This window comes from Sutcliffiella horikoshii, from assembly GCF_021991925.1.
Classification (GTDB): domain Bacteria; phylum Bacillota; class Bacilli; order Bacillales; family Bacillaceae_I; genus Sutcliffiella_A; species Sutcliffiella_A horikoshii_F.
In genome coordinates this window covers 1-18,019 of the sequence record NZ_RXZI01000017.1, presented here as the reverse complement: position 1 = coordinate 18,019, position 18,019 = coordinate 1, and the positions used below count along the sequence as shown (strand labels likewise).

Sequence of the window (18,019 nt, the reverse complement as noted above, 5' to 3'; positions counted from 1 at the left end):
GTTCGTCCTGAGCCAGGATCAAACTCTCCAATAAAGAGTCTGAGCTTTTGCTCAAAATTTGCTAGCTTGTGTTACTTAAAATCATTTTGCCGATTCCGTAGAACCGACGTTATGACGCTGTTGTTTTGTTTAGTTTTCAAAGAACTCTTTTTTGTCGTTCTCTCGAAGCGACTTTATTATCTTATCACATACTCCAGAAACAAGTCAACAACTTTTTTAAGTTGTTTTGATTCGTATAATCGGTCGTTTGTGACAACGAAATATAATATACCATTTATATAAAGAAGAAGTCAATGATAAAAATAAAAAAAGCCTCCTTTATTTTTAGGAAGGCTGTTTGGTGCTTGAATACCACCTCATAATATATACATTTGAATGATTACCAGTGAGATGACACCCGGTATTCCTAATAATCCAGAAACGGCAGCAGTGGCAGGATTGATTGGTACATGTATCCCCATGGAGTTTCCAAAGGCGTTTAAGAAGAATAAAAAAAGGGCCCCAATCATTACTTTTATAAGCGCCTGTCCAGCAAAGCGCAATGGCTTGATCGGTGTTCCCACTAACAGAACAAGTAAGATCAATCCGCCTATCAGTCCTATTACCATTAACGGTTCCATATGTTTCCCCCTCTTGCCAGCTTGTACTAAATCTATATGTGAAAGCCTTATAGTTAAGAACTTGCTAGGTGAATAATGAACTTTATTCAATACCTTTTTTTGTGAAAGGCCGAAAGGTGGTTTTCATTCGCAATAAATCCTGTCCACTCTTTTGCTGTGGTCGCTCGCTCCAATAAAAAAAGCAGCTGAGAGGTTACCTTCAGCTACTTCTTCACCATACGTGTACGGACTTCCCTTAATAGAAAGAGATATTTTGCTTCAGCCAATTTTAGTTGGCAAATTACCTCTTCTGAGGGGTCCAGACTTTTATCCACCAGACTCTTGTGTTTTGCCCAACGGTTTTTACACTCTTCTGTGGCATCCATTAGTTTGTCGTCGAACTGTTTTTTTAAGCGGTCTTTTTTACGAAAGAACATAGGTTGTGTTAACCCCTTTACCAATTAAGTCATTGCTTGTACCCTTGGCTTACTTAAAACTAGACACCGCTGTTGATTCCCCCACCGGCACCGGGCTTAACCAAGCTTTCAATAAGAGACAAAAAACTTAGATCTCCCGTCTTCCCTCAAGGGCTTTGGATAATGTTACTTCATCTGCATATTCTAGATCTCCGCCAACAGGAAGTCCATGAGCAATACGGGTCATTTTTATCCCAGATGGCTTTAAAAGTCTGGAGATATACATGGCAGTAGCTTCGCCTTCTATGTTGGGGTTGGTTGCAAGGATCAATTCCTGCACCTCATCATCCTGCAATCGTTTGATAAGTTCCGGGATCTTGATATCTTCAGGACCGATGCCATCCATTGGCGAGATTGCGCCATGCAGGACATGATAAAGACCGTTATAGTCCCTCATTTTCTCCATTGCGATGACATCCTTGGTTTCCTGCACCACACATATGATGGTTCTGTCCCGCCTATTATCCTCGCAGATATAGCACGGGTCCTTGTCTGTGATATGTCCGCACACAGAACAGTATGAGAGATTCCGTTTTGCATTAACCAAGGCTTTTGCAAAATCAAGTACAGTGTCTTCTTTCATATTAAGTACGAAAAAAGCCAGACGAGCGGCCGTTTTCGGGCCGATACCTGGCAATTTCATAAAGCTGTCGATCAGCTTTGATATAGGCTCAGGATAGTGCATAAAGGTCCTCCTAGAAAAGTCCTGGCATGTTTAACCCTTTAGTGAATTGACCCATGGTGTCATTAGTTAACTCTTCCATTTTCTTAAGGGCATCGTTTGTTGCTGCTAGAACCAAGTCTTGTAGCATTTCGATATCTTCAGGGTCCACCACTTCTTCTTTGATATTCACTTCGATGATCTCCTTCTGACCATTTACAACAACTGTTACCATACCGCCACCAGCAGTACCTTCCATTGTCTTTTCTGCCAGCTCCTCTTGAGCTTTTGCCATATCTTTTTGCATTTTTTGCATCTGTTTCATCATTTTTTGCATGTTACCCATTCCGCCGCCACGCATCATAATAAATTCCTCCTAATATTGTCATAATGGTTTATTATTCTTTGATTTCTACAAGATCTGGACCGACGAGTTTTTTCGCTTCTTCAATGAAGGGGTCGTCTTTTGCCTCGTCACCCTCTTCTTCACTTTTTTGTCCGCGAATGAATCCTTCTCTTATTTTCAGCCATTCTTCTTCCGGAACGGCCAGCATATCATAAGACTTGCCGGTAAGCTCAAGGATGATTTGCTCCAGGTTCTGCTTGACCGGTTCATCGGATGCCATTTTGCAATGTATTTCATATTTAAACTTTAACACAAAAGCACTGCTTGCTGCAGCTACAGGTTCACTGTCGGTCAACAAAGCCGCATGAGATACTTTGTTCTGCTTGCGCAATGCTTCCAGTAATTGTGCCCAACTGCCTTTGATACTGTCCAAATCTCCTCTTGTTGCCTGCTTCAGCACTTCCTGAATCCGGCCGGTTGCAGGCTTAAAGCCGTTTCTTGACCCTCCACCACTTCTAGCAGGGGACTTGCTTGGAGCCGTAGGTTGTGCCGCTCCGCCTACATTCCCAGCGGCAAGCTCTTTCACTTTGTTTTCCAGCATGGTGATTTTCTTTTGCAGCAGATTCACCTGATCTTGATTGGCTGCTTCCTGTGTGGAGACCTCAAGCTGGCAAAGCTTGACGATCGCCACTTCGAGGTAAATACGGGGATGATTTGTCCACTTCATCTCCTGCTGGCTCTTATTCAGGATATCAATCGTCTCATAGATTGTTTCTGTAGGGATTTCCTCGGCAAATCGCTGAAACGCTTCATCCACCTGTACTCTGTCCAATATCTGTTCAAGGTTTGGTGCCGTTTTATATAGAAGCATGTCGCGGTAATAAAAAATAAGATCTTCTAGGAACCTGGCGGGATCCTTCCCTAATTGGAATACCTGATGTAAGGAGTCCAACGCCTCTGCGACATTTTTATGATACAAGCCATGTACGATATCTGTCATGAAGGTTTGGGAAACAGAGCCTGTGATGGCCAGTGCATCATGGACGGTCAATGTCCCGTCACTGAAAGAGATTGCCTGGTCCATCAGACTGAGGGCATCACGCATCCCACCCTCTGCCGCTCGAGCTATTACAGCAAGGGCTTGTGGTTCTGCCTCTATTGCTTGGGCCTGTAAGACAGTAGATAGCCTTCCGACAATCGACTCCCCTGTGATTCTTTTAAAATCAAAACGCTGACAACGCGAGATGATCGTCAAAGGAATTTTATGGGGCTCTGTTGTCGCCAAAATAAAGATGACATGTTTCGGAGGTTCTTCTAGTGTCTTTAATAAAGCGTTGAAGGCTCCGATCGACAGCATATGTACTTCATCTATAATGTAAACTTTATATTTCACAGAACTTGGAGCATATTTGACCTTGTCACGAATATCACGGATTTCGTCCACTCCATTGTTGGAGGCCGCATCAATTTCTATAACATCGGAAATCGAACCATCTGTAATGCCTTTGCAAGAAGGACATTCATTGCATGGTTCTGCTACCGGTGCATGTTCACAGTTCACCGCTTTTGCAAGTATTTTGGCCGCACTTGTTTTTCCTGTTCCTCTTGGACCGGAGAACAAGTAGGCGTGAGAAAACTTTTGTTGAAGCAGGGCGTTTTGTAAGGTTTTGGTTATATGTTCCTGTCCCACAACGTCTTCGAATAGTTGCGGTCTAAAAACACGGTATAAAGCTTGATATGCCACCAATATGCCCTCCTTCTTTTTTATCCTCTTCCATTATACCGTATGGCTTGGGTAAAATAAAATGTTTGTTCCATGTCTAATCATTATTAATTCACTCTATAGTTTGACCGTTCCTTTCCGCTGCAGGCACTCGCTTTCCGCGGGGCGGTGCTTGAGCCTCCTCGGCTTCGCCTGTGGGGTCTCAACCTACCGCTACCTCCCGCCGGAGTCGAGTGCCTTTCGCTCCAATCCACTAGTCTGTTTTACATTTTTATATATGAAAAAACCCACCCTAGAAACTAGAGTGGGTTTGATTGCTTTTATTAAACTGCCGTGCACCTTCCGTCGATTAGTCACCATAAGCGTTACTCAAGCAGTTAGCTCGACCCAGGCAACCCTGCGGCACATGAGAGAGTCCGCTTAATGCTGCTTCCTTCCGGACCTGACATGGTTCACGGGTTCCCATTGCGCAGGACCCAGGTGTCAACACCACTTACTTGAGGCAGACCCTACAGCCTACTAACCTCGAGAAGGGATTCAGCCTCGCTAGAGCGGATTGCGAGTACAGGGCACCGCTACCTCCCCGCTTAGCACGACAAAATTAAAACCATAAGTTGGTTGCGTCATTAACTCGACGCATAATTTAGTATAAAGGGTAATGGTCAAAAATGCAAGTCTATGCACCTGTAAATATTTAGGTGGCATTATTGGATTGCTGTTTCCTATCTTTCTTTTCCTGGCGGAGCCTTTTGAAAAACGTGGACAAGAGCTCTCCGCATTCCTCTGCTAGCACGCCGCTTATAACGTCAGTCTGGTGGTTGAACCTTTCATCCTGTAAAAGGTTCATCAAGGTGCCGGCGCATCCCGCTTTTGGATCTTTTGCACCGTACACCACTTTCTTCACTCTTGACTGGATGATGGCTCCGGCACACATTGGGCAAGGTTCCAAGGTCACATACAACGTGGCCTCCTCCAAACGCCAAGTTTTCAAGGATTCACAAGCCTGATCGATTACGAGTATTTCCGCATGCGTAATGGATCGCTGTGTTGTTTCCCTTAAGTTATAGCCCCTCGCCACTACTTGCCCGTCCAGTACTAGCACTGCACCAATGGGAACTTCTTTTAATGCTTCGGCCTTTTTTGCCTCATCGATTGCGAGCTTCATGAAATATTCATCCTGCATATATAAATTCCTTTCCTTATCTACCCTGTTTATATTCTCGACCTCATATCCATAGACTAACCATCATGAGGTGATAAACATGATGGAGCATTCGGCTTTACTTATAATAGATATTATCAATGATTTTCAATTTAAGCACGGAAATGCCTTAGCAGAGAAAACAGCGACGATCTGCCCAAATATCGTGAAATTAAAAGAAATGATGATAAAAGAGCAACGACCAGTCATTTATATCAATGACCATTATAACCTATGGCAGGCAGATTACGATAAGATCATGGCAAAATGCCGCAACTCTCTCAGTTCGCCGATTATCGAAGCCCTAAAGCCGACAGATCAGGATTTTTTCCTCATCAAGCCGAAGCATTCCGCTTTTTACGGAACCGCCTTACATACACTGCTCTCCCAGCTGAAGGTCAAACACCTCATTCTTACCGGGATAGCCGGCAACATTTGTGTACTGTTTACGGCAAACGATGCGTATATGCGTGAATTGGGACTATGCATCCCAAGTGATGCCATTGCATCTGCAGATGAACAGGACAATGAGTATGCTTTAAAGATGATGGAAAATGTCCTTAAAGCTGATATCCGTCCTACAGAAAACTTACTTTCCAACTCATGAGTTTGTAGAATGAACCCTCCACTTCCTTCATACATTGATAAAGGAGAATGAATAGGAGGGACGAACCATGCAAATTCATGTCGTAAGGCAAGGACAAACGTTAACAGGGATCGCACAGGCCTATGCCACCACACCTAGTGACATCATTGAAGCGAATGACCTTCCAAACCCTGATCGATTGGTGGTAGGCCAGGCGTTGGTCATCCCTATCGTGGGCCGCTTTTATTTTGTTCAACCGGGAGATACTCTCTTTTCCATCGCAAGAAGATTTAACACGACCCCAGAAGTATTAATAGAGGTAAACCAATTAAACCCCGCCACGCCGTTACGTGTGGGTTTAAGGCTATATATCCCTCCCCAACCGAAAAGGGAAGCGGAAATTATTGCGTATGTCGAGCCACGCGGGGACACAGTATCAGAAGAATTACAACAGAGTTCAAGGAACGCAGCCCCATATTTGACGTACCTTGCACCTTTTAGCTTTCAGGTCCTTCGGGATGGATCCTTGAAGGAACCTCCACTCAACAATCTTCCACAGATCGCAGCCCAAGATAATGTAATCCTGATGATGGTACTCACCAATCTCGAAGACGATGCATTCAGTGACGAACTCGGAAGGATTATTTTGACAGATATGAATGTGCAAAATAAGTTTCTAGACAATATTGTCGCCACCGCAAAAAAATACAACTTCAAAGATATCCATTTCGACTTCGAATTTTTGCGCCCTGCTGATAAGGAAGCCTATAATACCTTCCTTCGCAAAGCCAGGGATCGCTTTAAACAGGAAGGGTGGCTCATTTCCACCGCCCTTGCCCCGAAAACGAGGGCAGATCAACCGGGGAAATGGTATGAGGCTCATGATTATAAGGCACATGGGGAAATCGTTGATTTTGTTGTCATCATGACATATGAGTGGGGCTATAGCGGAGGACCACCAATGGCCGTTTCGCCAATCGGACCGGTCCGAGAAGTATTGGAATATGCCATCACCGAAATGCCGAGCGAGAAGATCATGATGGGACAGAACCTTTACGGATATGACTGGACCCTCCCGTTCACACCTGGTGGAGAATTTGCCAAAGCGATCAGTCCGCAAGCCGCCATAGAACTTGCAGCAGAAAATAATGTCGCAATTGAATACGATGAAGAGGCCCAGGCGCCGCACTTCAACTATTTCAAAGATGGAAATGAACATGAGGTCTGGTTTGAGGACGCCAGGTCGATTCAGGCAAAATTCGACCTGATCAAAGAACTGAATCTCCGGGGAATCAGCTACTGGAAGTTGGGCCTCCCGTTTCCACAGAACTGGCTGCTCATCACCGATAATTTCAATGTGGTAAAAAATCCAACAGAACGCTTCTATTATTCTTATTGAAGGCTGAGTAACCTCAGTCTTTTTTCTTTTGGACACCGTTAAACACGGCTGTTGATCTCCGCAAACGATCCGCGTGGCGACCTTGAGCCTCCTCACAACGCTTCAGGGGTCTCTCGAGAATGTCGCTGCTCTCCCGCAGGAGTCTTCTCCTTTAGCTCCAATCAACAGCTGGAAACCTGCTCATTATCAACAGGCAACACTAACAAAACGTTCTTTTTATGAGAGGAAAATCTTCTCAAAAATTCTTCCTCCATATCCCCCACATCTATGATAAAATGATAATTGTCTGTCAAAATATAGATTTTGCTTACGCTTGTAAAGGGGGGGGCATCCTGGTGCACGCAACACCATTTATAACAGTAGAAGGACCTATCGGGGTTGGAAAAACCTCGCTTGCGAAAAAAATCGCAGAGGAGTTCCAATATCATTTATTAAAAGAAATAGTAGACGAAAATCCTTTCCTCGGAAAGTTCTACGAGAACATTGACGAGTGGAGCTTTCAAACGGAAATGTTTTTCCTTTGTAATAGATTTAAACAGCTTGAAGATATCGAGCAGCACCAACTGAAGAAGCATACACCCGTTGTGGCGGATTACCATATCCTGAAGAATCTCATTTTCGCTAAACGCACATTAAAGGACAAGCAGTATGATAAGTACTTGCAAATTTACGACATTCTGACAAATGATATGCCTAAGCCAAATGTCATCATTTATTTGAACGCTAGTCTGGATACTCTATTGAATAGAATTGAAATGCGCGGTCGCGATATAGAAAAGAAAATTGATCCACTCTATCTGCAACAACTTAGTCTTGATTATGATGAAGAGATGGACCGCCTCGAAAAACAATATCCCTCTTTGCCTATCCTGCGCTTCAACGGAGACGATGTTGATTTTGTACAACGAGAAGAAGACCTACAACGTATCTTCCACCAACTGAAGGATACCTTGCAAAAAGGAGTTAACGTGTAATGAATTTACGTCAAAAATACGGCATCCCCTCCAATGCGGTGATCACCATTGCCGGAACAGTGGGAGTCGGAAAATCCACCATGACGAACGCTTTGGCAAATGCCCTTGGTTTTCGCACATCCTTTGAAAAAGTAGACACCAATCCATACTTAGATAAATTTTATGCTGATTTCGAAAGATGGAGCTTCCATTTACAAATCTACTTCCTTGCTGAACGTTTCAAGGACCAGAAGAAAATCTTCGAATATGGTGGAGGCTTCATCCAAGACCGATCCATTTACGAAGACACAGGCATCTTCGCCAATATGCATTATGAAAAAGGGACAATGACACAAGTCGACTATGACACCTACACCAGCTTGTTTGAAGCAATGGTGATGACACCTTACTTCCCGCACCCAGACCTTTTGATCTATCTGGAAGGAAGTTTGGACGATATCCTAGGACGCATCCAAGAACGCGGACGCCCGATGGAACAGCAAACACCCATTTCCTACTGGGAGGAAATGCACGAGCGCTACGAAAGATGGATCAATAACTTTCACGCATGCCCTGTCCTGCGCCTAAACATCAATGAATACGATGTGCTGAGTAATTCCGATTCCATCGAACCGATCATCGAAAAAATCTCCCATCACATGAAGCAATCACAATTGCTGAAAAAATAGTATGGATGAGATAACGATATCATTAAAAGACCAGGCTTAGATGCCTGGTCTTTTTGTCTGAAATTGTTGAAAGGAAGGTGGGTAGACTTCAGAGGTAGGAAAGGACATGGAAGATCTTAAGCATTGTGCAGAGGCTCTCGGACCGCCCGCAAGAAGGCGAAGCACCCTCAACGAAAATCAACTGCTTTAAATTCCCCAGAAAAAAATAAGCCGCCCAATTGGGCGGCTTATTCATTGTCGTAAGATGACGTCGCTTCATCCTGACAATAAAAAAGTCGTTACTTCTCCATAATGTAACGAACATCTCCATATTTATGCGCTATAGGAAAACCTTTTTAAAAATCAATGGCGGAGGAAGAGGGATTCGAACCCCCGCGGGCTTTGACACCCCTGTCGGTTTTCAAGACCGATCCCTTCAGCCGGACTTGGGTATTCCTCCGTATCGACAAAAAGTAATATATCATATTTTCAAAAAGGATGTCAACACGATACAACACGAGGATAGGGTTTTTTCACCCTATCCTCCCATTGTTCACTATTTAGTCAAAATTTCTTTTCCACCCATATAAGGACGCAATACTTCAGGAATCACTACAGAACCGTCTTCTTGTTGGTAATTTTCCATGATTGCCGCCACCGTACGTCCAACGGCGAGTCCAGATCCGTTCAACGTATGCACATGCTCCGGCTTTCCTTTTGCATCACGTCGGAAACGGATGCCTGCACGGCGCGCTTGGAAGCTTTCGAAATTACTGCAAGAAGAAATCTCACGGTATGTTTCTTGACTCGGGATCCATACTTCGATGTCATATTTCTTCGCTGCTGTAAAACCTAAGTCTGCTGTACACATGCTCAACACTCGGTATGGTAGTCCAAGTAGTTGCAACACTTTTTCCGCATTACCCGTCAATTTCTCCAATTCATCATAAGACTCTTCCGGCTTCACAAACTTCACAAGCTCCACTTTATTAAACTGATGCTGGCGAATCAAACCGCGAGTATCGCGCCCTGCAGATCCAGCCTCAGAACGGAAGCAAGCACTGAATGCCGCATAATTGATCGGCAATTGATCGCCACTTAAGATCTCGTCACGGTGCATATTTGTGATCGGTACTTCTGCTGTGGGAACCAGGAAGTAATCTTCTTTTTCAATCAAGAAGGCATCTTCCTCAAATTTAGGCAACTGTCCTGTTCCGGTCATGCTTGCACGGTTTACCATGTATGGTGGTAACACTTCTGTATAACCATGCTCATCTACATGCAAATCTAACATAAAGTTGAACAAGGCCCTTTCAAGTCTTGCACCCAGACCGCGGTAAAAAACAAAACGACTTCCTGTTACTTTACCTGCACGTTCAAAATCCAAGATGCCAAGCTGATCTGCGATATCCCAATGCGCTTTCGCCTTAAACCCGAAATTTGGTACTTCTCCCCATTTACGGACCTCTACATTGTCATCCTCCGTTTCCCCTACAGGAACACTCTCGTGAGGGATGTTCGGGATAGATAAAAGTAGCAGTTCAAGCGCTTCCTCTACATCTCTTAGCTCCTCATCCAATTCCTTTACCTTATCTCCCACTTCACGCATTTCCTTGATTAGATGATCAGCATCTTGCTTTTCGCGTTTCATGGTAGCAATTTGTTGAGAAACCTCGTTACGTTTGCTTTTCAATTGCTCTGTTTGAACAAGAAGGTCCCTTCTTTTGGCATCCAGCTCTTCAAAGCGATCCAAATCAGAAAGATCTTCCCCTCTATGCTGAAGCTTCCCCTTTATCTCTTCAAAATTCGCACGTAATAACTTTAAATCCAACATGCTTTCTTCCTCCTTTATTTATCGTATCTTTTAAACGCCGCTGTTGATTTCTGCACCGGGCTTCACTTTCCACGGGGCGCTTGCGGAGCCTCCTCGGCTTTGCCTGCGGGGTCTCCGCTAACCGCTATCTCCCGTAGGAGTCTACGCCCTATGTTCCAATCAACAGCTAGTGTACTGCTTTAAATCTTTACAATTAAGTGTTTATACAACTAGAACCATAATCCCCCTGATGATTGTAGTGCAAGGTATGAGACTCCGGCGGGAGGTAGCGGTAGGTTGAGACCCCGCAACGGAGTGAGGAGGCTCAAGCACACGCCCCGCGGAAAGCGAATACCTGGAACGGAAATCATCAGGATGTTCCGCAGAAATCCTAAGAACACAAAAAACCCCCGTCCCCTAATAGGGACGAGAGTTATATTCCCGTGTTGCCACCCTTGTTGAAAAAGACAAAACGCCTTCTCCCACTTCATTCGATAACGGTAATAATCTTACCGATTTGACTTACTATGCCGTTCATGGCAATTCGGCCAAGTGCTCAAGGATGGATTCACAAGTGTCATACATCGGTTCTCACCAGCCACCGACTCTCTTAGAGTATGTGCAACCTGTTACTTTTTCCTATCAACGCTTTAACAATATTTTCTTATTAGATAATCTACTACAAGTTTCTCATACTTGCAATAGTTTTATACCTAAATTTATTTGGACTCTTTGACCATATTAACGAAATACTGTGTAATGCGGTGGTCATCCGTTAATTCTGGATGGAACGAACAACCTAGGAACTGGCCTTGACGAGCAGCAACAATACGGCCATTATGCTTGCACAGTACTTCCACGTCTTCCCCCACTTCGACAATATGCGGGGCGCGGATAAATACTCCGACAAAATCCTCTGCAATGCCTGCAATGGAAAGTTCCGCTTCAAAGCTGTCCACCTGACGGCCAAACGAATTACGCTCTACCTTCGCATCCATGAATGCCAAGTGTGGCTCTTCGTAGCCGACAATTTCATTTGCAATCAGGATAAGCCCGGCACAAGTACCAAACACAGGTTTTTCACTGGCGCCGAACTCTCGGAGTGGCTCCATGAAAGAATACTTATCAATCAGTCGGCGCATGGTCGTGCTTTCGCCGCCCGGAATAATCAGCCCGTCTACTTCATTAAGCTGTTCCGCTCTTTTAACCACTACTGCTTCTGCTCCAGATGCTTCGATGGACCTCACATGTTCCCGAACCGCACCTTGAAGTCCCAAGACTCCAACCTTCACCATACGTTAAAACTCCTTTACTTACCAGCCACGCTCTTGCATGCGATTTTCAGGTAATAGTGTAGAAATTTCGATACCTTTCATTGCTGTTCCCAATCCTTTGGAAAGGCTTGCGATCAATTCATAATCTTCATAATGAGTAGTCGCTTCTACGATCGCACGAGCAAATTTCGCTGGGTTTTCTGATTTGAAGATACCAGAGCCAACAAATACTCCATCAGAACCTAATTGCATCATTAACGCAGCATCAGCTGGAGTCGCAATTCCACCTGCTGCGAAGTTTACTACTGGAAGCTTGCCTGTACGCTTGATTTCAAGAAGCAGTTCAAAAGGTGCTCCTAAAAGCTTAGCTTCTGTCATCAATTCGTCTTCGTTCATTCCTACCACCTTGCGAACCTGCGCGTTCACTTTACGGATGTGACGAACCGCTTCCACGATGTTCCCTGTTCCAGGCTCACCTTTCGTACGAAGCATGGAAGCACCTTCACCGATACGGCGTGCAGCTTCTCCAAGATCACGACAACCACATACGAATGGTACTTTGTATTGGCGCTTGTCCAAGTGGTATTCTTCATCAGCCGGAGTCAATACTTCACTCTCATCGATGTAATCCACACCCATTGCTTCCAATACGCGAGCTTCCACGATATGGCCGATACGAGCCTTTGCCATTACCGGAATGGATACAGCCTTCATAACCTCTTCCACGATTGTTGGATCTGCCATGCGGGCAACCCCACCAGCTGCACGGATATCAGCAGGAACGCGCTCCAATGCCATTACAGCAACTGCACCAGCTTCTTCTGCAATTCTTGCCTGCTCAGCGTTGACAACGTCCATGATGACGCCGCCTTTTTGCATTTCCGCCATTCCACGTTTTACACGATCTGTACCTGTTTGATGTGTCATCGATAAGTCCCCCTATATGTATAAAATGATTTTTTCATAAAATGGAACAAGTCCATATAATTTACTAACACGTTCTTTATTTTACCTTAAATTTTAGAAAAATCCTAATAAAAAATCGAAAGTTCTGCTTGCCACTATTTAGAAAGATTCGGTTTTTCAAGCTTTCTCCTCTACATCATGCATAGTATTTCCTTCCTAAAGCAGAATACACCAACTTTAAATAGACAAAATGCCCGGAAGTTCCCTTTGTCGAGGGAACTTCCAAGCACTTCTCAAACCGTCTTTACTATTAAAATAACCCTTTTACCGCTCCCACCACTGTGGACCATAAATCTGCAAAGAATCCGCCGATGGCACGCATGGAAAGCACGAACCAGTTCGCTTTCTCAACGCCTTCTTTGGTTACTAGATCTACTTTTGCACCTTGTTGGTTAAACAAGTAACCTAGGTCTTCTTCTTCACCAGTGTATTCAACGGTCATATGACCTACTTTTGTGCCTTCTTCAAAAGGAGCAGTTATCGCATCTTCTGAAACCACTTTTTCATCATATACATAAAGTGGTTCAAAGCTTTCTTCTTCTCCACGTTTCACCAGTACTTTTAAAGCATCACTTGTTTCTACTTCTACTTGCTTTTCTTTTCCCTTTACCACTTTCAAATTGGAGTTTTCATCAATTTGGTAGTTAGCAGGATAGATTTCTTTTACAGAATAGTTGGCAAAACCGTAATCAAATAGTTTTCTAGTTTCTGCAAAACGCGCAGTATCTTGAGGTTGCCCATTGGCATTCTTAGCATCCATTACCACGGAAATAAATCTCATGCCATCCTTTTCGATGGTCCCTGTAAAATTGTAACCAGCAAAATCAGTGAAACCAGTCTTTAATCCATCTACGCCTTCATACTCGGAAACAAGTCCCGGTAGCATCCAGTTCCAGTTGGACATATCAATTTCATCTTCAGTACCTTCTCTGAACTTCTTCTTAGGGATACTTGCCGTTTCCAAGATCTCTGGGAAGTCATTTAATAAGTGATAAGCAAGCTTAGCTGTTGCACGAGCAGACATGACATTTTCTTCATCTGCATTCGTTCCCTCTGGATGCATCCCGTAAAGGTCTGCGTTATTCAAACCAGTGGAGTTCACAAACTTATAATCTTCCAGACCTAATTCCTCGGCCTTCTCATTCATCATCTTCACAAATTCAGCTTCCGTACCGGCAACCATTTCTGCAAGAGCAATCGTTGCTCCGTTAGCAGAATAAATAGCCATCGCTTCGTAAAGCTCCTGCGCATTGTACGTCCCATCTCTTCGAAGTGGGACATTGGAAAGGCTGCGATCATGGGAGATCGTCCAAACATATTCATTCACATTGTATTGATCGTCCAATGAAAGCTTTCCTTCACTGATCGCTTCTAAAATTAAGTACTCACTCATCATTTTAGTCATACTTGCAATTCCAAGGATGGAATCAATGTTCTTTTGATAAATAATCTTTCCTGTGCTTTGTTCAAGAAGTAATGCAGCTTCTGCATTTATATCCAAGTGGGGGTTATTCCCCTCCGCTTTTACATCTTGTATCGAGAAAATGGTTGTTAGCATCGCAATGGTTAGTAAACTAGCAATAACTCGTTGAAAGTTTTTCTTTGTCACAATTAAGTACCCTCCACATAATTTTTCACATAGTCGTTATTTTATCACACTATGTCCAAAAAAAATAGACAGAGAAAGACTACTTCTTCCCCTGTCCATATATAAGTCTTAACGCCTATGCATTGTTATTATACGGAATAATTGGGAGATTCTTTCGTGATTTGCACATCATGTGGATGGCTTTCACGTAATCCTGCACCTGTCATCTTCACGAATTGTGCATGCTCTCTTAATTCCTGTAAGTCTTTTGTCCCGCAATACCCCATGCCGGACCGCAGACCGCCCACCATTTGGTAAATAGTATCCGCAACAGGCCCTTTATAAGGAATACGACCTTCAATGCCTTCTGGTACAAACTTTTTATTATCTTCTTGGAAGTAACGGTCCTTGCTTCCTTTTTCCATCGCTCCAACAGACCCCATGCCGCGGTAAACTTTAAAGCGACGACCTTGGAAGATCTCTGTATCTCCAGGGCTTTCAGATGTTCCGCCAAGCATACTTCCAAGCATTACAGCGTGCCCGCCTGCGGCTAGTGCCTTCACGATATCACCGGAATACTTAATTCCACCGTCCGCAATAATGGATACGCCCAATTTTCTAGCCTCTGTTGCACAATCATATACCGCTGTTATCTGAGGAACACCAACACCAGCCACTACACGGGTGGTACAGATGGAGCCCGGCCCGATTCCTACCTTTATGACATTAGCGCCAGCCTCAACTAAATCACGTGTGGCTTCTGCCGTTGCCACGTTTCCAGCAATAATATTCAAATCAGGGTACTTATCCCTAATTTTTCTTACTGTATCAAGTACTCCTTGAGAATGGCCATGTGCTGTATCCACTACAATGGCATCCACACTCTTTTGAACCAATTTCTCCACTCGGAGCATCGTATCTCCTGTCACTCCAACAGCTGCACCAACCAGTAAGCGTCCCTGGCTATCCTTCGCAGAATGTGGGAACTCAATAACTTTTTCTATATCCTTAATGGTGATAAGACCTTTTAAGATGCCAGCTTCATCTACAAGAGGGAGTTTTTCAATTTTGTACTTTTGTAGAATGCTTTCTGCTTCTTGCAATGTGGTACCAACCGAACCAGTCACAAGATTTTCTTTTGTCATGACATCGGAAATGGGAATAGAGAAGTCTTGGATGAAACGAAGATCACGATTAGTCAGAATCCCAACTAACTTTTGCTCTTCGTTGTTGTTCACAATCGGTACACCAGATATTCTGTATTTCCCCATAAGGTGTTCTGCATCAAATACTTGATGTTCAGGTGTTAAGAAGAACGGATCCGTGATTACTCCTCTTTCCGAGCGCTTTACCTTGTCCACTTGTTCTGCTTGCTGCTCAATGGACATGTTTTTATGGATAATTCCCAATCCGCCTTGTCGTGCCATGGCAATGGCCATTTCCGCTTCGGTCACCGTATCCATCCCAGCACTGATGATTGGAATATTCAGCTGAAGTGTTTCCGTTAGATTCACTTTCAAATCAACATCCCGCGGCAGAACCTCGGATTTAGCTGGTACTAAAAGAACATCATCAAATGTTAAACCTTCTTTAGCAAATTTACTTTCCCACATGACAAAATTTTCCCCCTTCTTATTCGCGATTATATTTATAGTAGAGTATCAACTGGACAAAATACTGTCAAGGACAGTAACATAAGTTTATTTTTTCTAATTATTCTAACTATATCTAGTTAAACGAGGACGTGGACTACTTGACAGCTTCCTTCTCACACTTATTTTACCCATTTCAATCTGTGGAAACCGCGCAGAAGTTATTAAAGGCGAGTTATCAAAAACAGCAAATAGAACAATATGAACAAAAGAGCTACAACAATTCATATAGCTTTATCTACTATGTGGAGCATGGCCTGACATATCTGCAGCAGTCCAGTACTACTCCCACGTCCATCAAACCTGTTCTCATGTTTTATGGTATGGTTCAACTGATCAAGGCCTGTTTGTTAACAGTCGATCCTTCCTATCCAGAATCCACTTCCGTACTAGCTCACGGAGTCTCTACAAGAAAACGAAAAAAACAAAGCTACGAATTCTTACAAGATGAAGTGAAAGTTCAGAAAAATGGACTCTTTTCGCACTTTAGCGACAAAATGTTCCATGTGAAACAAACAGAAGGAACAAAGTATTCCATGAGGGATTTACTTTTCTCCATTCCTGAGCTAGAAACAACCATAAAAATAACGAAAAGTAAAAGCCCTTTTTTAGCAGTTGGAAAAGTGGAGAATGAATGTATTCGAATACCACTATCCATTCTAGATGATTATAAAATGACCAAGGACCGCTTTGTTCAATATTTTACTAAACAAGCGCCCTATGAGTTAGATTCCGTTACAGACAGTTACCTTCAATTTAAAAGGTCGGAAAGCCATGTTGCAAATGTTTACTCCCCTTTATTATACAATCATCAAAGAGATGCCCTGTACGTTCCCAGGAAAAAAGAGCAGCTCACCTTTTTTCCGGAAATACTGTCGCATTATCTGCTTTTATATAACTTAAGCATGATCTGCCGGTATGAAACAGAATGGTGGGGGGAGTTGCTTCATACATTCAACAGCAGCGACCTCTCCCTCATCAACCAATTCCTTGATGTGGCTTCCATGAAGATACCTTATTATTTGCATGGGTATTTGTTGCGTACACTTGGTATTGATAGGGAGGCATAGGGGGATAGGGGCGGCATAGCGGGACCTGGTTGTTTTTAAGATGTATGGTATGGTTACAGACTTCTGTGATTTGTGGAAATCTTGGAGGTGGGGTGAGGTCTTGATGAAAGTGGTGAAGAGGCATGGAGGGGAGAATCGTTTCTAGGTAGATTTCAACCTCTTAATGATGCCATTTACCAGGTAAGAATTTAACTCTTCAGATTGTCTTTATAGACTCGATGATGATGACAATCTCAACTGGAGATTTGCTTTGAGATTGTCTTTATAGCCTTGATAATGACAATCTCAATGGGAAATTTGCCACCATATTGTCTTTATAGCCTTGATGATGACAATCTCAACGGGAAATTCACTTCCAGATTGTCTTTATGGCCTTGATGATGACAATCTCGACGGGAGATTCACCTCCAGATTGTCTTTATAGCCTTGATAATGACAATCTCGACGGGAAATTTGCCACCATATGGTCTTTATAGCTCTGGTGTTGGTCTTAATCACTCTAAATCTTATTTTTATCCGTGAAGTTTTGGATTTATCCGCGAACTTTTTGTTTTATCCGCGAACTTTTTGTTTTATCCGCGAATTTTTCGTTTTATCCGCGATGTCGGACAATATAACGGGCATTCGACATAAACATACAAAAACAACACCAACCATCTACCACCAAAACCCAAAACAACACAAAAAAACCAGCGCCTAAATTAATAAGCACTGGTTTCTTCCATTTGCCTGGCAACGTCCTACTCTCACAGGGGGAGATCCCCCAACTACCATCGGCGCTGAAGAGCTTAACTTCCGTGTTCGGTATGGGAACGGGTGTGGCCTCTTCGCCATCATTACCAGACATATTCAGTTGAAGGTTGATCCTTCAAAACTAGATAATGTGTTCATATCAAGAATTCCTATCGTTCATACATTTACTTATTGTTGGGTTAAGTCCTCGATCGATTAGTATTCGTCAGCTCCACATGTCGCCATGCTTCCACCTCGAACCTATCTACCTGATCATCTTTCAGGGATCTTACTTACCGAAGTAAAAGGAAA

16 protein-coding genes, 1 tRNA gene, 2 rRNA genes, 1 other RNA gene and 1 other annotated feature are annotated in these 18,019 nt (G+C 43.4%); of the genes, 5 read left to right on the top strand and 15 right to left on the bottom strand.

The features are described 5' to 3' along the window. Positions 1-356: 356 nt before the first annotated feature. From EKQ44_RS21120 to tadA, 7 genes are all read right to left on the bottom strand, one after another. Positions 357-620 (bottom strand): pro-sigmaK processing inhibitor BofA family protein, encoded by a 264-nt coding sequence (locus EKQ44_RS21120; RefSeq protein ID WP_237665475.1) that lies wholly within the window; start codon positions 618-620, stop codon positions 357-359. 203 nt (positions 621-823) lie between these two features. Next, on the bottom strand, positions 824-1,036 hold the full coding sequence (locus EKQ44_RS21115; RefSeq protein ID WP_237665474.1) for a YaaL family protein: 213 nt from the start codon (positions 1,034-1,036) through the stop codon (positions 824-826). Positions 1,037-1,163: 127 nt separating this feature from the next. Then, positions 1,164-1,760, bottom strand: a complete 597-nt coding sequence (gene recR / locus EKQ44_RS21110) for a recombination mediator RecR (protein WP_047972597.1) — start codon at positions 1,758-1,760, stop codon at positions 1,164-1,166. Positions 1,761-1,770: 10 nt separating this feature from the next. Continuing rightward, positions 1,771-2,097, bottom strand: coding sequence for a YbaB/EbfC family nucleoid-associated protein (locus EKQ44_RS21105; protein WP_087942025.1), 327 nt, complete (start codon positions 2,095-2,097; stop codon positions 1,771-1,773). A 37-nt stretch (positions 2,098-2,134) separates the two neighbouring features. Beyond that, positions 2,135-3,826 (bottom strand): DNA polymerase III subunit gamma/tau, encoded by a 1,692-nt coding sequence (gene dnaX, locus EKQ44_RS21100; RefSeq protein ID WP_237665473.1) that lies wholly within the window; start codon positions 3,824-3,826, stop codon positions 2,135-2,137. 310 nt (positions 3,827-4,136) lie between these two features. Continuing rightward, positions 4,137-4,401: signal recognition particle sRNA large type (gene ffs / locus EKQ44_RS21095), an RNA gene on the bottom strand. Positions 4,402-4,499: 98 nt separating this feature from the next. Then, complete coding sequence (gene tadA / locus EKQ44_RS21090; RefSeq protein WP_237665472.1) at positions 4,500-4,988, bottom strand: tRNA adenosine(34) deaminase TadA; 489 nt, start codon at positions 4,986-4,988, stop codon at positions 4,500-4,502. Between the two features lie 82 nt (positions 4,989-5,070). On the opposite strand from tadA, the gene EKQ44_RS21085 reads away from it, so the two are divergent. From EKQ44_RS21085 to EKQ44_RS21070, 4 genes are all read left to right on the top strand, one after another. Further along, complete coding sequence (locus EKQ44_RS21085; protein WP_237665477.1) at positions 5,071-5,613, top strand: cysteine hydrolase family protein; 543 nt, start codon at positions 5,071-5,073, stop codon at positions 5,611-5,613. A gap of 67 nt (positions 5,614-5,680) precedes the next feature. Further along, complete coding sequence (locus EKQ44_RS21080; RefSeq protein ID WP_237665471.1) at positions 5,681-6,991, top strand: glycosyl hydrolase family 18 protein; 1,311 nt, start codon at positions 5,681-5,683, stop codon at positions 6,989-6,991. Between the two features lie 335 nt (positions 6,992-7,326). Further along, entirely contained in the window at positions 7,327-7,965 is a 639-nt protein-coding gene (locus EKQ44_RS21075) for a deoxynucleoside kinase (protein WP_237665470.1), read from the top strand. Then, entirely contained in the window at positions 7,965-8,633 is a 669-nt protein-coding gene (locus tag EKQ44_RS21070; protein WP_237665469.1) for a deoxynucleoside kinase, read from the top strand. Before EKQ44_RS21075 ends, EKQ44_RS21070 begins: the two co-directional genes overlap by 1 nt. 346 nt (positions 8,634-8,979) lie before the next feature. On the opposite strand, the gene EKQ44_RS21065 is transcribed toward EKQ44_RS21070, so the two are convergent. From EKQ44_RS21065 to guaB, 6 genes are all read right to left on the bottom strand, one after another. Further along, positions 8,980-9,072: transfer RNA gene (locus EKQ44_RS21065), tRNA-Ser, on the bottom strand. A gap of 96 nt (positions 9,073-9,168) precedes the next feature. After that, a complete protein-coding gene (serS, locus tag EKQ44_RS21060) occupies positions 9,169-10,446 on the bottom strand; it encodes a serine--tRNA ligase (protein ID WP_237665468.1) in 1,278 nt (425 codons plus the stop codon). Between the two features lie 398 nt (positions 10,447-10,844). After that, positions 10,845-11,080, bottom strand: a binding site (T-box leader). Between the two features lie 64 nt (positions 11,081-11,144). Continuing rightward, on the bottom strand, positions 11,145-11,720 hold the full coding sequence (pdxT, locus tag EKQ44_RS21055) for a pyridoxal 5'-phosphate synthase glutaminase subunit PdxT (protein WP_237665467.1): 576 nt from the start codon (positions 11,718-11,720) through the stop codon (positions 11,145-11,147). Between the two features lie 18 nt (positions 11,721-11,738). Next, a complete protein-coding gene (pdxS, locus tag EKQ44_RS21050) occupies positions 11,739-12,626 on the bottom strand; it encodes a pyridoxal 5'-phosphate synthase lyase subunit PdxS (RefSeq protein WP_237665466.1) in 888 nt (295 codons plus the stop codon). Positions 12,627-12,915: 289 nt separating this feature from the next. Then, positions 12,916-14,223 carry a D-alanyl-D-alanine carboxypeptidase family protein gene (locus EKQ44_RS21045; protein ID WP_237665476.1) on the bottom strand — a complete coding sequence of 436 codons (1,308 nt, stop codon included), beginning with the start codon at positions 14,221-14,223 and terminating at the stop codon, positions 12,916-12,918. Positions 14,224-14,402: 179 nt separating this feature from the next. Then, positions 14,403-15,866, bottom strand: a complete 1,464-nt coding sequence (gene guaB, locus EKQ44_RS21040) for an IMP dehydrogenase (RefSeq protein WP_237665465.1) — start codon at positions 15,864-15,866, stop codon at positions 14,403-14,405. A 140-nt stretch (positions 15,867-16,006) separates the two neighbouring features. On the opposite strand from guaB, the gene EKQ44_RS21035 reads away from it, so the two are divergent. Continuing rightward, on the top strand, positions 16,007-16,975 hold the full coding sequence (locus EKQ44_RS21035) for a YaaC family protein (RefSeq protein WP_237665464.1): 969 nt from the start codon (positions 16,007-16,009) through the stop codon (positions 16,973-16,975). 727 nt (positions 16,976-17,702) lie between these two features. Here EKQ44_RS21035 and rrf read toward each other — a convergent pair. Next, positions 17,703-17,819 (bottom strand): 5S ribosomal RNA (gene rrf / locus EKQ44_RS21030). 84 nt (positions 17,820-17,903) lie between these two features. Beyond that, a 23S ribosomal RNA gene (locus EKQ44_RS21025) occupies positions 17,904-18,019 on the bottom strand; the annotation flags it as partial.

What these genes read in the sequence shown, in the direction of transcription:
- EKQ44_RS21045 (WP_237665476.1), bottom strand. Translation starts at nt 14,223, where the DNA reads ATGCTAACAACCATTTTCTCGATACAAGATGTAAAAGCGGAGGGGAAT.
- EKQ44_RS21105 (WP_087942025.1), bottom strand. Translation starts at nt 2,097, where the DNA reads ATGCGTGGCGGCGGAATGGGTAACATGCAAAAAATGATGAAACAGATG.
- EKQ44_RS21085 (WP_237665477.1), top strand. Translation starts at nt 5,071, where the DNA reads ATGGAGCATTCGGCTTTACTTATAATAGATATTATCAATGATTTTCAA.
- pdxT (WP_237665467.1), bottom strand. Translation starts at nt 11,720, where the DNA reads ATGGTGAAGGTTGGAGTCTTGGGACTTCAAGGTGCGGTTCGGGAACAT.
- pdxS (WP_237665466.1), bottom strand. Translation starts at nt 12,626, where the DNA reads ATGACACATCAAACAGGTACAGATCGTGTAAAACGTGGAATGGCGGAA.
- recR (WP_047972597.1), bottom strand. Translation starts at nt 1,760, where the DNA reads ATGCACTATCCTGAGCCTATATCAAAGCTGATCGACAGCTTTATGAAA.
- tadA (WP_237665472.1), bottom strand. Translation starts at nt 4,988, where the DNA reads ATGCAGGATGAATATTTCATGAAGCTCGCAATCGATGAGGCAAAAAAG.
- EKQ44_RS21115 (WP_237665474.1), bottom strand. Translation starts at nt 1,036, where the DNA reads ATGTTCTTTCGTAAAAAAGACCGCTTAAAAAAACAGTTCGACGACAAA.
- serS (WP_237665468.1), bottom strand. Translation starts at nt 10,446, where the DNA reads ATGTTGGATTTAAAGTTATTACGTGCGAATTTTGAAGAGATAAAGGGG.
- EKQ44_RS21080 (WP_237665471.1), top strand. Translation starts at nt 5,681, where the DNA reads ATGCAAATTCATGTCGTAAGGCAAGGACAAACGTTAACAGGGATCGCA.
- EKQ44_RS21120 (WP_237665475.1), bottom strand. Translation starts at nt 620, where the DNA reads ATGGAACCGTTAATGGTAATAGGACTGATAGGCGGATTGATCTTACTT.
- guaB (WP_237665465.1), bottom strand. Translation starts at nt 15,866, where the DNA reads ATGTGGGAAAGTAAATTTGCTAAAGAAGGTTTAACATTTGATGATGTT.
- EKQ44_RS21070 (WP_237665469.1), top strand. Translation starts at nt 7,965, where the DNA reads ATGAATTTACGTCAAAAATACGGCATCCCCTCCAATGCGGTGATCACC.